Origin of the sequence: Imperialibacter sp., assembly GCF_040222385.1 — a bacterium.
Classification (GTDB): Bacteria; Bacteroidota; Bacteroidia; order Cytophagales; family Cyclobacteriaceae; genus Imperialibacter.
Genome location: NZ_JAVKDF010000056.1, coordinates 123,615 through 137,704, shown reverse-complemented (window position 1 = coordinate 137,704; position 14,090 = coordinate 123,615). Strand labels below are relative to the sequence as shown.

13 protein-coding genes are annotated in these 14,090 nt (G+C 45.5%); 12 read left to right on the top strand and 1 reads right to left on the bottom strand.

Translation table 11 applies throughout. From position 1 onward, the window contains the following. Positions 1–84: 84 nt before the first annotated feature. From RIG68_RS26310 to RIG68_RS26280, 7 genes are all read left to right on the top strand, one after another. Positions 85–492, top strand: coding sequence for a 6-pyruvoyl trahydropterin synthase family protein (locus RIG68_RS26310; protein WP_350075803.1), 408 nt, complete (start codon positions 85–87; stop codon positions 490–492). Then, on the top strand, positions 455–1,165 hold the full coding sequence (gene folE, locus RIG68_RS26305; RefSeq protein WP_151997402.1) for a GTP cyclohydrolase I FolE: 711 nt from the start codon (positions 455–457) through the stop codon (positions 1,163–1,165). The genes RIG68_RS26310 and folE overlap by 38 nt, the downstream gene beginning before the upstream one ends. Positions 1,166–1,208: 43 nt before the next feature. After that, on the top strand, positions 1,209–1,922 hold the full coding sequence (locus RIG68_RS26300) for an SDR family NAD(P)-dependent oxidoreductase (protein ID WP_350129549.1): 714 nt from the start codon (positions 1,209–1,211) through the stop codon (positions 1,920–1,922). Between the two features lie 70 nt (positions 1,923–1,992). Beyond that, positions 1,993–2,256, top strand: a complete 264-nt coding sequence (locus tag RIG68_RS26295; protein WP_151997404.1) for a hypothetical protein — start codon at positions 1,993–1,995, stop codon at positions 2,254–2,256. 10 nt (positions 2,257–2,266) lie between these two features. Then, positions 2,267–2,722, top strand: a complete 456-nt coding sequence (locus tag RIG68_RS26290; protein ID WP_226940390.1) for a hypothetical protein — start codon at positions 2,267–2,269, stop codon at positions 2,720–2,722. Further along, positions 2,719–3,378, top strand: coding sequence for a flavin reductase family protein (locus RIG68_RS26285; protein WP_350129546.1), 660 nt, complete (start codon positions 2,719–2,721; stop codon positions 3,376–3,378). Before RIG68_RS26290 ends, RIG68_RS26285 begins: the two co-directional genes overlap by 4 nt. Positions 3,379–3,544: 166 nt before the next feature. Beyond that, positions 3,545–5,740 carry a sodium-translocating pyrophosphatase gene (locus tag RIG68_RS26280; protein WP_350075814.1) on the top strand — a complete coding sequence of 732 codons (2,196 nt, stop codon included), beginning with the start codon at positions 3,545–3,547 and terminating at the stop codon, positions 5,738–5,740. A gap of 76 nt (positions 5,741–5,816) precedes the next feature. Here the strand turns inward: RIG68_RS26280 and RIG68_RS26275 are convergent, their stop codons facing one another. Continuing rightward, on the bottom strand, positions 5,817–8,048 hold the full coding sequence (locus tag RIG68_RS26275) for a sensor histidine kinase (RefSeq protein WP_350129543.1): 2,232 nt from the start codon (positions 8,046–8,048) through the stop codon (positions 5,817–5,819). A 297-nt stretch (positions 8,049–8,345) separates the two neighbouring features. Between RIG68_RS26275 and RIG68_RS26270 the strand changes: the two genes are divergently transcribed. From RIG68_RS26270 to pdeM, 5 genes are all read left to right on the top strand, one after another. Then, positions 8,346–9,128: an alpha/beta hydrolase gene (locus RIG68_RS26270; RefSeq protein WP_350129540.1), complete on the top strand. Its 783-nt coding sequence runs from the start codon at positions 8,346–8,348 to the stop codon at positions 9,126–9,128. A 134-nt stretch (positions 9,129–9,262) separates the two neighbouring features. Continuing rightward, complete coding sequence (locus RIG68_RS26265) at positions 9,263–10,348, top strand: CDP-glycerol glycerophosphotransferase family protein (RefSeq protein ID WP_350129537.1); 1,086 nt, start codon at positions 9,263–9,265, stop codon at positions 10,346–10,348. Positions 10,349–10,484: 136 nt separating this feature from the next. Then, positions 10,485–12,953, top strand: coding sequence for a ligase-associated DNA damage response DEXH box helicase (locus RIG68_RS26260; protein ID WP_350129534.1), 2,469 nt, complete (start codon positions 10,485–10,487; stop codon positions 12,951–12,953). A gap of 56 nt (positions 12,954–13,009) precedes the next feature. Next, positions 13,010–13,429: a DUF2147 domain-containing protein gene (locus RIG68_RS26255; protein ID WP_350129531.1), complete on the top strand. Its 420-nt coding sequence runs from the start codon at positions 13,010–13,012 to the stop codon at positions 13,427–13,429. 7 nt (positions 13,430–13,436) lie between these two features. Next, positions 13,437–14,081, top strand: a complete 645-nt coding sequence (pdeM, locus tag RIG68_RS26250) for a ligase-associated DNA damage response endonuclease PdeM (protein WP_350129528.1) — start codon at positions 13,437–13,439, stop codon at positions 14,079–14,081. Positions 14,082–14,090 lie beyond the last annotated feature (9 nt).

Genomic DNA, 14,090 nt, shown 5'->3' with positions numbered 1-14,090 from the left:
GTTTGCTGACTAATTGATTCTATTAACAGGAATTATTGCACTTATTTACCAAATAAACGTTTATAGAATTTCAAATACTCCTGAATGAAGGTAGCAGTCTACAGAAAAGAACATTTTAATGCAGCCCACAGGCTCAACAATCCGGCCTGGAGTGAAGAAAAGAACAGAGAGGTTTTTGGAAAGTGCAATAATGGCAATTATCACGGACACAATTACGATTTGGTGGTAAAACTAGTAGGAGAGCCTGACCCTGAAACAGGGTACGTGTTTGATATGAAAGTATTAAGCGATCTGGTGAAAGAACATGTGACGAGAAAATTTGACCACAAAAACTTAAACATCGACGTGGAAGAGTTTCGCTCGTTGAATCCAACTGCTGAAAATATTGCGATTGTAATCTATGACCTGTTGAGAGCCAGGATTGACAGCAAACTTGATTTAAAAATTACCCTTTATGAAACAGAAAGAAACTTTGTTGAGTACCCAGCCTAGCCAGGCATTGGACATAGACGACATGGAAGATGATCATGTGGCGACCTCCTACGAGACACCACTAAGGGCCGATGCTTTCGAGATGGATGACGATCTCAAAATGGAGCTTATTGCCAAGCACTTCAGGGAGATCATGCATATTTTGGGCATGGATCTGACCGACGACAGCCTGAAAGGTACTCCGAATAGAGTCGCTAAAATGTATGTTAAGGAGGTATTCAGCGGCTTAAACCCAAAAAACAAGCCTACAGCAAAGCTGTTTGACAACAAATACGAGTACAATGAAATGCTGGTAGAACGTGACATTACCTTCTATTCGTATTGCGAGCATCATTTTGTGCCTATTTATGGCAAGGCTCATGTGGCATACATTTCCAGTGGGAAGGTGATAGGCTTATCAAAAATCAACCGTATTGTTCAGTATTATGCAAAAAGGCCTCAGGTACAGGAAAGAATGACCGTGCAAATTGCCAATGAGCTGAAAAAGATTTTAAAGACAGACAACGTAGGAGTGGTGGTAGATGCCGTGCACATGTGTGTTTCTTCACGTGGAGTGGGCGACACCAACAGCAGAACAGGTACTGCACATTTCAGCGGAAAGTTTTCAGATGAAAACACCAAGAAAGAATTTTTGAATTACATCAATACGCCCAACAATCTCAATGGTAAATAGTTAGTGAAGTAGCAATAAGCTACACCAAAAAAACTATTTACTAATGAGTGACGGGAATGCAAAAAGCTATCTGGTCGTTGGCGGATCGAAGGGCATTGGGCTTGAGGTAGTGAAGAAGCTGCTTGAAATGGGGCATTCGGTTCACAGCATTTCAAGATCACAAAGCCCTTTGAGTCATGCTAACCTGGTGCACCATCAGCTTGACGTCACCATCGGAGACTGGTCGGGGGTCTCACTTCCTGAAGTGCTTGACGGATTTGTATACTGCCCGGGCACCATTAATTTGAAGCCATTTCACCGCCTCACTGAGGCAGATTTCAATCTTGACTTCAGCGTCAATCTTATCGGCGCAATAAAAGCCTTGCAAAAGGTCTACCCATCGCTAAAAACTGCTGACAAATCGAGTGTCGTACTCTTTAGCACAGTGGCTGTGTCGCAGGGCATGGGCTTTCATGCTTCAGTAGGGGCCGCCAAAGGAGCCGTTGAGGGGCTTGCCAAATCGCTGGCTGCGGAGTGGGTGAGCCAGGGAATAAGGGTGAACACAATTGCACCTTCTCTTGTGGACACCCCGCTTGCCGCCGGCCTTTTGTCGTCTGAGGACAAACGGAACGCTGCTGAGAAAAGAAACCCAATGGGGCACGTAGGTACTGCCCAGGAACTGGCTGAAACTGTTATTCACCTTCTCACCTCCGCTAGCTGGATCACAGGCCAAGTGATGCACCTTGATGGCGGAATGTCGAGTATCAGACCGATTTAATCATCATTCTTCAAAACAATTCGGTCGATCTTAAAGATATAGATAGTATATCATTCAATATGTAATATTCATGCCAAGTCCGCCGGAAGCATTTCTAATTTTTAAAACTGAGTTAAAAAGGCTTGAGCTAGAGAAAGAAAGGCTTCGAATCCAGTATGAGCAAAGGATATCATTGCTAAACGAAGAACTTGATTACTTAAAAGAACAGATAAACTCTCAGGAAAGCATGCTTAAATCGGCTTTCGACTATGCGTCTAAGCTTGAGCAAAGCATGAAGGCCTTCAAAGAAGACATTATCCAGGACAAAGCACGCTTGAAAGAAAGCCGCCATTAAAGCCACGCCTATGGAAGCTATAAGAAACTTGAAAGAAGCCGACATGGAAGCAATGGGTTTCCAGCTACGTTTCGAAAACCGCTGGGCAAGGGTTGTCTATCACCCTGGCTTGAAGGTCGTCCTTTGCCAGCTACTTTCGGACTACGTACCTATAGAACATTTTCGCTCTATGTTCCAACAAATTTCAGCTCTAATTGAAAATGGAGATTTTACAAAATTCATTTTTGATAAAAGATCACTGCGCACATTTCATCAGCCTTCAATGGAATGGTATTTTCTTTATTGGAAACAGGAAATGATGCGTTATGGATTACTTCAACATCGAAAAATACTGCCGAATCTCAACTGGTTTAAGACAGCCGTTGCCATTGAACGAGAGAAGATCGCCAGCAAAATGTCGCCAGAAGCAGTTAAAAAACTAGACATCAGGTATTGCGATAATATTCAGGAAGCTATTCAACTATGAACAGTGCAAATGTTTCCCACCTCAAAGCTGAAGACATCCTTTCCATGGAAAGCCTGGTTAGGCGCAACTTTGTCAATTCGCTAACGGGGTTCAAAAGCGTGACCTTGATCGGAAGCAGAAGCTTGGAGGGAGTTAATAACCTGGCTGTTTTCAGTCAGGTGATCCATGTGGGAGCAACACCTCCGCTGATTGGCGTACTTTTCAGGCCGCATACTGTTTCCAGGCACACGTTCGAGAACATTTTGGCTACCGGTTCATTTACCTTGAACCATTTCACAGAAAAGACCGTGCTGCAGGCACATCAAACCAGCGCAAGGTATGGAGAAAGTGAATTTGAAGCCACCGGGCTAACACCAGAATTCAACGGAAGCTTTTCTTCTCCCTATGTGAAGGAAGCTACAATAAAAATCGGTCTTGAGCTTGTGGAAGTGCAAACCATCAAAGCCAATGGCACCGAACTCGTTATTGGAGTCATAAAAGAAACGTTGGTGCCAGAGTTTTGCATCGGATCAGACGGTTTTGTTGACCTGGAAGCTGCTCAGGTCGTCACTTGCAGTGGGCTCGATTCGTACCACTCCACCAACAAAATAGCCCGACTTACCTATGCCAAGCCTGGAAAAACACCACAACTGATAGACAAAATCTTGTCCCATTAAAAAATGTGGCTTTCCACACCGGTATTTGTTGAGGGAAATACCAAGTATCCAAAAATCATCCGATTATATTAAAATTTTTCAATTTACTCAGCTATTTTTGCGCCCCTGAAATGAGCCTTAACATGTATTAAGGTCTAACAACTTTTCATTGAACTAAAAACTGACCATGAACAGTATAGTGTATTTAGTCCCTGCTCTGGGGATTTTAGGATTGATCGTAATGATCATGAAATCGTCGTGGGTATCGAAACAAGATGCCGGTGATGACAATATGAAGGTATTGGCCGGCTACATCGCCGACGGAGCCATGGCTTTCCTGAAGGCAGAGTGGAAAGTGCTTGGCTATTTCGTGGTAATCGCCGCAATTCTGCTTGCCTATTCGGGCACTCTTGTTCCTGACTCTCACCCAACCATCGCCATCGCCTTTGTAATAGGTGCGGTTCTTTCTGCATTTGCTGGCTGGGTAGGCATGAACATCGCCACAAAGGCAAACGTGAGAACCACCCAAGCCGCAAGAACCTCACTAGCCCAGGCCTTGAAAGTTTCTTTTAACGGTGGTGCCGTTATGGGCCTTGGTGTAGCTGGTCTGGCTGTTCTGGGCCTTGGCTCACTGTTCATTGTATTGGTTCAGATTTTCGTGCCCGAAGGAGCTGCGGCTACCGGCCTTGAAATGAAAACTGCTATTGAAGTGTTAGCTGGTTTCTCTTTAGGAGCCGAATCTATCGCTCTTTTCGCCCGTGTTGGTGGTGGCATATACACCAAAGCCGCTGACGTAGGCGCTGACCTGGTGGGTAAAGTTGAAGCTGGCATTCCCGAAGACGACGTTCGTAACCCTGCAACGATTGCCGACAACGTGGGTGATAACGTAGGTGACGTAGCTGGCATGGGCGCTGACCTTTTCGGGTCTTACGTAGCCACCATCCTTGCCACCATGGTATTGGGACAAGAAATTGATGCTTCTGCCGATGCTTTCGGTGGGTTCTCTCCCATTTTGCTACCCATGATTATTGCCGGTATGGGTCTTGTTTTCTCTATAGTAGGTACATTTTTTGTCCGCATCAAAAGTGAAACTTCCAGTGTTCAGGCAGCTTTGAACATGGGCAACTGGTCATCTATCTTCCTGACTGGTGTTGGCTCTTTCTTTCTCGTAAACTACATGCTTCCTGCTAACCTTTCCATCAGAGGTTACGAATTCACAAACATGGACGTGTTCTACGCTATCCTGCTCGGCCTTGTGGTTGGCGCATTGATGAGTATAGTGACCGAGTACTACACTGCCATGGGTAAAAAACCTGTCAACTCTATTGTTCAACAGTCTTCTACAGGTCATGCAACCAATATTATCGGTGGCCTTTCTGTCGGAATGGAATCGACAGTGCTACCTATCCTGATTCTTGCTGCTGGTATTTATGGCTCGTTCTCATTTGCTGGCCTCTATGGTGTAGCCATTGCGGCTGCCGGTATGATGGCCACTACAGCCATGCAGCTTGCCATCGACGCCTTTGGCCCGATTGCAGATAATGCCGGAGGTATCGCTGAAATGAGTGGTCTGCCAAAAGAAGTTCGTGAGCGCACCGACAACCTGGACGCAGTAGGTAACACTACCGCAGCAGCAGGAAAAGGTTTTGCTATCGCTTCGGCTGCCCTTACTGCACTTGCGCTATTTGCAGCATTTGTTGGTGTAGCTGGAATCGACTCAATCGATATTTACAAAGCTGACGTGCTTGCAGGCTTATTCGTGGGCGGAATGATCCCATTTATATTTTCCTCCCTTGCTATTGCCGCTGTAGGTCGTGCGGCTATGGACATGGTAAACGAAGTGCGTCGTCAGTTCAAGGAAATTCCTGGCATCATGGAGTACAAAGGAAAGCCAGAATACGACAAATGCGTAGCCATTTCAACCAAAGCTTCCATTCGTGAAATGATGCTGCCCGGTGCTATTGCCCTGCTGACTCCGATCATCGTAGGTTTCAGCTTTGGCCCTGAAGTACTCGGGGGAACCCTTGCCGGTATCACTGTTTCTGGTGTGTTGATGGGAATTTTCCAAAATAACGCCGGTGGTGCCTGGGACAATGCAAAGAAGTCGTTCGAAAAGGGCGTTGAAATCAATGGCAAGATGGAGTACAAAGGCTCTGAGCCGCACAAAGCGTCAGTGACTGGCGATACTGTAGGTGATCCTTTCAAAGACACTTCCGGACCGTCGATGAACATTCTTATCAAACTTACGTCTATTGTTGCCCTCATCATTGCTCCACATATTTCCGAAAAACCTCACACAGCGTCGATAGACCAGCAGCTCAATGAGCAAACTGCAAAAGAGATTAGTGTGAAGGTGGAGAAAGTACTTGAAAAGGTTAAGTAAAACCGAGTCTTGTAAAAGCTATACACGAAACTTAAATGACCCGTGCCTCTTTCCGGTGCGGGTCATTTTTTTTGTCTTATTCTGAGCGCTCCTTCGGAAACTTCACCACAATAGTGGTGCCCTTACCAACCTGGCTCTTCAGCACGATGGCTGCCCCCAGCCTGTCAGCTATTTTCTTCACAACGTATAAGCCAAGGCCGTCTCCCTGCGATAACTGACTGCCTTTGAAAAACATATCAAAACATCTGTCCTGCACATTTTGCGGAATACCCACTCCATTATCTTCCACAGTAAGACTTACATGATCTTTAGGCCCCTCGGTAAAGCTTATTACGAGCACAGGTTCTACTTTTGAGGAAAATATCAAGGAGTTTTCGACGATGTTAGTGAGCACACTTTCTATCAAGTCTTCGCTAGCATTAAAGCCTAAGTCAGGGGCAATATTTACGGTGACTTTTGTACCATTGTCGGTCAATCTATCCTGAAAACCATCCAAAACCTTTCCCACCAGTTTAGCACACAAATCGCTGCCGATATGAGTAACCGTTAATTCGGTACTGGAAACATAGCTAATAGCAATTAGCTTCTTAAGCATGCTGTCCATTCCACTGATGACCTTGTCAATCAATTCGTAGAGTTCCCCAACTTTTTCGTCAGTATTTCTATCCTCAACCAGCTGGACAATTCCTCTTAATGTCGTTAAAGGGCGCCTCAAATCGTGTGAGGCTCGGTATAGAAACGTATCCAGCTCACGGTAAGCTTTTTGCAGGTTAAGGGTTTTCTCCTCAACCAGCGTTTCAAGCTTCGAGTTGATCAGATTGATTTGAGCATTCACATTACTCAGCTCCTTGTTGCGGGACTCGATAAACTTATTCTGTTCATCTACTTTGATCCGCTTTTCTTGTAGCTCCTTATTTTGCGACTTTATTTCATGCAACGCATTCTCCAACGCCGTGCCCATGCTATGAACCTGTGCTCCCAGCTCACCCAAATTCTTGTTCTTTGAAGCGTCGGAAAAATTAAGGTTGGCATATTGTTGCAGTGATTTTAGGGTCTCATTGAGGTTATCGCCAACCTTTGCACTCAACAATTCGAGCATGTGATTTATATCAGCTCTCAGCCTTCTTAGTCTGGGGTTTGCCGCCTGCTCTTTCAGTCTTACAGAAAAAACGCCATTGTTCACTTGCTCTATGAGAAACTGCATTTCCATAATCAGTGCCTGATCTTTTTCAAGATTAGACTTGATCCTGTCGACCTCGCGGTTTATCTCGTGGGCCATGTCTCTCATTTCCCTGCTTCCTCGCTCCGATATCTTTTCATAACCGGTTCGGTCGCCGTTCAAAAAAAGAAAAAAGTTGATGAGACCGCTCTTCAGCAGCATAAGAGGTCTTACCACCCACCGGGAAGTAATGCCTACCACTAATACCACACTCAGAATAGCGCCTAAAATACTCATTATCAAGTTTTTCCATAGCATTCTAAGATACGGAGCCATAAAATCTTCCTTGGGCACTTCAGCAACGACAAGCCAATCAAATTCAGGTAAGACCCTCGTCATTAACAAAATGGTTTTCCCCTCCCTTTGGAACTCTGCGATTGACACCTTACCGCTGAGTATATCTTCAGCCACTTCGTCCAAGCCGGGCTCATTTTTAATATTGGATCCATTTGAAACAGAACTACTATGCCCTATCCGGGTTGTGTCGTTGTGAAGTTTGATGGTGCCACTGCGGTCAACAATATAAAGCTGTCCAATTGACTCAAGGCTATCATACTTAATTACTGAACTAAACTTATCAAGTCGCATGGCCACGTCAGCCAGCCCCAGAACGCTACCGTCATCCCCAACAATCTTGTTGTTGACATAGAAAAGCAACTGCTTGTGCTTCACATATTTGTTAATGTCTATATTGAACTCCCGAAAATTGTCACTATTGAGAAATTTCTTAAAAAAAGGATCTGCAGCGTCGGTCAGTTTTCTCCGGGGCCAGTAATTTGAAATAATAACCGGGTTTTCAACTGGGATAATGTGAAGGCTAACAATATTCTTGCTCGCCCCAATTTGGTTCAGGTATCTGAGCATTTGCGTCGTATCAGGTTGTTCGTTCCTGAGCCAGTCCTTAACAAAGGGGCTGTTAGCCAAATATTTTGACACATAAATTGACTCACTCACATTCTCCATAAACCGAACGGCAGCATAGTCAACCAGGACAGGAAGCTCATTTGAAATCACCCTTTCCGTGACCGTCTTCTTATTTTGATAAAAAGTCCATACACTTAAAACAGCACCAACGACCAAAATCAACAATGATATCAGCAGGGTTAATATAACCTTGAGCCTTTGTTTCCTAAGGAAGGGGAAAAAATTGTAAGAAGGTTCTTTGAAAGAAGACATCTATACTTTACTGATCAGTATAACTTTAAATGTACAAGTTTGTTATCGTCATTACCAACTGACGTAGGCTAAGTGAATTCAAAGGTGCATGCTCCAAAAACTTTTTCACACATTAAACTCGGAAAAATAAGTGACTTCTAAAGAGAAGATGTTAATCTTGTAGTGATGAAGTATATGAAAAAACTTATTTTTCCGTGTCTTGCATTAATAATGTTGCTTTCCTCTTGCAAAGATGAGGAGGATAAGAAGAACTATCTCACCTTTGACTTGTACAGCCCTGAGCTGGACCTAACCAAGACGATATGGCTCTATCTTCCTGCCGACTACCAGACAACTGAAAAGGAATATCCCGTTGTTTACTTTCAGGATGCTCAATGGGTTTTTGAAAAGCCTGAAGGGTACACACAGGAAATGCATGTGGATGAAAATCTGCGAGCACTTGAGAAAGAGGGGTTTGAAGGAGTGATTGTAGTAGGCATTCAAAGCAACGAAGAGACGAGAGCAGATGAATTTAGTCTCTATGCCAACCCTTCGCTGCGGGCGGGTGGGAAAGGCCAGCAATATCTGGACTTTATGGTTCATACGCTAAAGCCAAACATTGATAGCCTGTATAGAACGAAAGAAGACCGCTCCAACACTGCTATCATGGGCGCAAGCCTCGGGGGCCTTGCAGCATTCTATGGGCTCACCCAATATCCTGAAGTATTTGGAAAGGCTGCTCTTTTTTCGGCGGCTTTGCATTTCAACGCTGACTCTGTGTTCTCACAGGCTAGCCATAAGCTCGTTATGGAAGACGCTCGGGTCTTTGGAGTTGTTGGGAAAAATGAGCACAACAGTGAAGTGAATTTTCCCGCAGACAATGAAGCACTTTTCAAAGCACTCACAAAGTACCTTCCATCTGAAAATGTAAACTTTACCATCCACGAAGATGGTGAACATAAAATATGGTTTTGGGAAAGGGAGTTCCCGAGCGCAGTACTTTTCCTATTCTAGGCCTTCGAATTTTGCTGATTAAATGCGGCTAACGGTTTTACTTTCGTGGAAACACTCAATCTAAAATCCCACTCAAGGTTTCTATATTAGATAATTTTTGAAATTGCATTACGTTTGATGCATTTTGGTACTTCATGAAACTATCAGAGTATCTCCTCACAACCCCTTACTATCTTTTCTGGAAGGTCAAAAAACTATTTCACTCAGGTGAACCGGTCATAGACTTTTACATAGGTGAAATGATGGACTACTTCATTATGAAGCCCGTCATAAGAAAGTTTCCCCAATCAAGAGTCGTCGCCAAGAATGCTTCCATAAAAAAAGAGCTTGAAACACTCGGAGTAGCTGCCATCTCCTGGCCCTCCTTTCCTGATGTTGTCATCATGGCCAGGCACGCCATGCATGAGTTCCCTATTGACAATGTACTCAAAATAGGAATGGCGCATGGTGTTTACCAGTTCAAAAGGTTTATCAAGGCTAAAAAATACAACGTTTTTCAGCGGTTCTTTATGACCTCTCAGGAACACATGCTGATGGGTGAGAAAATTGGCATAGAGTGCGGAGTTGCCATAGGTTGCCCTAAACTTGATCAGGCTTTTAACGGAGAAATTGACGACAACTACCTTGAAGAGTTGACGATCTCTTTAAATTTGGATCCAGCAAAACCCACCGTAATGTTCTCCGCCACCTGGGACAAATCGGGCATGTCGGCTATCCACCTGTGGCATGAACGGATAGAAGAGCTGAGCGACACCTACAATGTGATGGTGACCCTTCACCCGTTTATGAGTAAACGATACACGGATAGCTTACGCAACAAAAAGAGCATCTTCTACATTGACAGCTACAATACTGTCCCCTACCTGATGCTGGCCGACGTGCTGGTTTCTGATACCAGTAGCATCATTGGCGAGTATTGCGCCTTCAACAAGCCTATTGTCTCCTTCAAGGTAGAGACAGGCACCAGACTAACAGAAGACATCAAGGAGTTGATTGGCTCCATCAGCGTCTCCGTCCAATCATTTGACGAGGCAAAAACTGCCATTGAAAAATCGTTAAAGAATGACACCCTTAGGGCGGCCCGGGAGGCAGCGAATAAGAAATTCTTCTATGCGCTCGACGGAAAAGCATCCGATAGAGCGGCTGAAGAAATTGTAAAGGTGCTGCAAGAAAATAACCTGCACACCGACGCATCATTAATGCAGGTTAAGACAGAATAACAGCCTGCTCGCCAATCCAGCCAGCCCCAATTTAATTTACAATACTTTGTTCCTTGCCTTAAATAACTCTCACTTTTTTATAGATTCGTCTTGGTAGCCCTCATTCATTTTCGATCTCACACACCGCAAAACTCCATTGGAAAACCTTATCAAAGACGGCAAGCTGAGGTTTGTCAAAAAAGGCTGGAAGCCATTTGATTTTCAGGTTGATACCTGGCGGGCCTTTCTTGAGGGGAAATCTGGTTTGCTCAATGCGCCCACCGGGAGTGGCAAAACCTATGCCCTTTGGGTGCCCTGCCTGCTTGAGTACATGAGGGAACACCCCACCGACTACAGGAAACCCAGAAAGAACGGCTTGAGAATCCTTTGGATCACGCCATTGCGTGCACTGGCGAGAGATATTCAACTCGCCATGGAGGGCATGTGCACAGACTTTGAAATTCCCTGGGAAATCGGCATCCGAACAGGTGATACCAGCACTTCAGATCGGGCAAAACAGAAAAGATCAGCCCCGGAATGCCTGGTTACCACACCCGAGAGTCTCCACTTACTGCTCAGCCAAAAAGAAGCTGTCAATTATTTCAAATCGCTCACCACCATCATCGTTGATGAGTGGCACGAGCTTTTGGGAACCAAGCGGGGAGTTCAAATTGAGCTGGCCTTTTCCCGGCTTAGGGCCACCAACCCGGGCAACCTCAAAATATGGGGCGTGTCGGCCACCATTGGCAACCTCGACCAGGCCCGGGAGGTATTGCTGGGGCCAACGCTATTCCCTGGCAGTGTTGCTATCAAAGCCAATATTCACAAAAAAATAGAAGTGATCTCTGTGCTGCCCGACGAGGCTGAGAAGTTCCCATGGGGCGGGCACCTGGGTGTAAAAATGATGGACAAAGTGCTCCCAATCATCGAAAAGAGCAAAACCACCTTACTTTTCACCAACACCCGCTCTCAAACAGAGATCTGGTACCAGCAGATTTTGCACGCAGCCCCTCACCTTTCCGGTGCCATGGCCATGCATCACGGCAGCATGGATAACAACGTGAGGAAATGGGTAGAAGAGGCCTTGCATGCAGGCAAGTTGCAATTGGTGGTGTGCACCAGCAGCCTTGACCTTGGCGTTGATTTCAGGCCGGTAGATACCGTCATCCAGGTCGGAGGGCCCAAGGGTGTTGCCCGCTTCATGCAGAGAGCGGGAAGGAGCGGTCACCAGCCTTGCGCTACCAGTAAAATTTACTTTGTGCCTACCCATTCACTCGAGCTGATCGAAGGAGCTGCCCTGCGGTCGGCTATTGACAAAGACTATTACGAAAGCAGGAAGCCTCTGGAAAAGTGCATAGATGTGCTGGTGCAATATCTGGTAACACTTGCCGTGGGTGAAGGCTTCATACCTGATGTCATTCTTCAGGAAGTAAAGCAAACCTATTGTTTTAGCTCTCTCAGCCAGGAAGAGTGGCAATGGGCGCTGCAATTTATTACCACCGGCGGTAGCAGCCTCGGCGAATACGATGAGTTTTCGAAGGTCGAAATAATTGAGGGCGTTTATCGGGTAACAGACAGGCGAAAGTCTACCATGCACCGGCTGTCCATAGGCACTATCGTTGGCGACCCGTCGCTTAGGGTCAAATACCTCACAGGTGGCAATATTGGCACTGTGGAAGAAAGCTTTGCTTCGAAGCTCACAAGGGGCGATGTCTTCTGGTTTGCTGGTCGCAATCTCGAATTCATCATGATCAAAGACATGACCGTGCTCGTAAGAAAAGCAAAGAAAAAGCGGGGACTCATACCCCGCTGGGGTGGTGGGCGAATGCCTCTCTCCTCTCAACTATCCATACTCATCCGGCAAAAATTAGAGCAAGCGGCGCTGGGCGACTTCAGTGATATTGAATTGGAAACCATACGGCCCATCATTGAACTACAGAAGCGATGGTCGATAGTGCCAGACGCTGGCAAACTCCTGATTGAGAAGGTAGAGAGTCGGTTCGGGCACCACCTCTTCATCTACCCCTTCGAAGGGAGGTTTGTACACGAGGTGCTCGGCGGCCTGGTGGCTTACAGAATCGGCAAACTTGCCCCGATCTCTTTTTCCATTGCCATGAACGACTACGGCTTCGAATTGCTGACCGATGAGCCAATCCCCATCGAAGAAGCACTGGAGCTTGACCTATTTTCTACTGTGAACCTTCTCGAAGACATTCACCACAGCATCAACGAGTCGGAAATGGCCCGCCGACGGTTCCGGGATATTGCTTCCATCGCTGGTCTTGTTTTTCATGGCTTCCCGGGAAAAACGATCTCCAACAAGCACTTGCAAGCCAATTCTCAAATCATCTACAAGGTTTTTGAGGACTATGACAAGGAAAACCTGCTACTGAAGCAGGCCATGGATGAGGTGATCACCCTTCAAATGGAGCAAAGCAGACTGCTGGAGGCTGTAGACAGAATCAACTCACAGCAAATCACCCTGATGTACCCGCCCCGGCCAAGCCCCTTCGCCTTTCCCATCATGGTTGAGTCGCTAAGGGAAAGGCTCACTACTGAAAGTATTGAGGACAGGGTGATAAAACTACAGCAGCAGTTGGAGAAATTTGCCGATAGCCAGGGCTAGCACATTGCTTATTTTTGTTCTACTTCCTTATATTTAAGCAAACATCATCACTCATTATGCGAACCCTTGTCTTTATTACCCTTTTGCTTTGTTCCTACCTCTCTCAAGCGCAGTCAATAACTGGCCAGTGGGTAACCATTGATGACAACACTGGCAAAAAGAGGTCAATAGTGGAGATATATGAGAGCGAGGGGAAGTATTTCGGTAAAATCGTTAAGCTTTTCAGGGAACCTGGTGAAGAACAAGATCCTGTATGTGACGAATGTGAAGACTACAGAAAGGGCAAAAAAATAATAGGAATGAATATCATCACCGATATGGAAAAAGAAGGAAGTGAGTTGGACGGTGGTGAAATAATGGATCCTGAAAATGGGAATATCTACAAATGTAAAATATGGAGGGAAGGTGATGAACTAAAAATCAGAGGCTATCTCTACTTTCTCTACAGAACCCAAACCTGGCTGCCACAGGAATAAACAATAAGTGAAGGATTCATTGGAGTTCACCCTACTTGAACAATCTCTGGTACTTTCGATTCATAAATCCATTTTCTGGAAGGAGCAGGAGTGCCTCATTGTTTCCGATCTTCATCTCGGCAAGGCTGGGCATTTCCGAAAAGCGGGCATACCCATCTCATCCAAAATTCATGCTGAGGATTTGGACAGGCTAGACCTCTTGCTGAACAAGTATCAACCAAAGCGACTCATCATGCTGGGGGACCTTTTTCACAGCGACAAAAACAATGAGTGGGAAGCATTCAGTGATTGGAGAAGCCGGTACCAAAACCTCAAAATCACACTGACTTTGGGCAATCATGATATTATCGAAACTGTCAATTACAAAAAAATTAATGTAACCGTGGTGGATGAACTTCTGCTAGCACCCTTTTTTATGAGTCATCACCCAACCGAAAACGCTAACGGATACAATCTTGCTGGACACCTCCACCCCGGTATCAGCCTCAAAGGAAAGGCAAGGCAAGGTGTACGAATCCCTTGTTTTTATTTTGGGGAAAAAGGAGCTCTGATGCCTGCATTCGGCAATTTTACGGGGTACGTTGCTATTTCCCCAGGGCAACTCGACAAAGTTTTTGCAGTAACTCCCACTTCCGTAATTACCATTCAATGAAAAGCATTA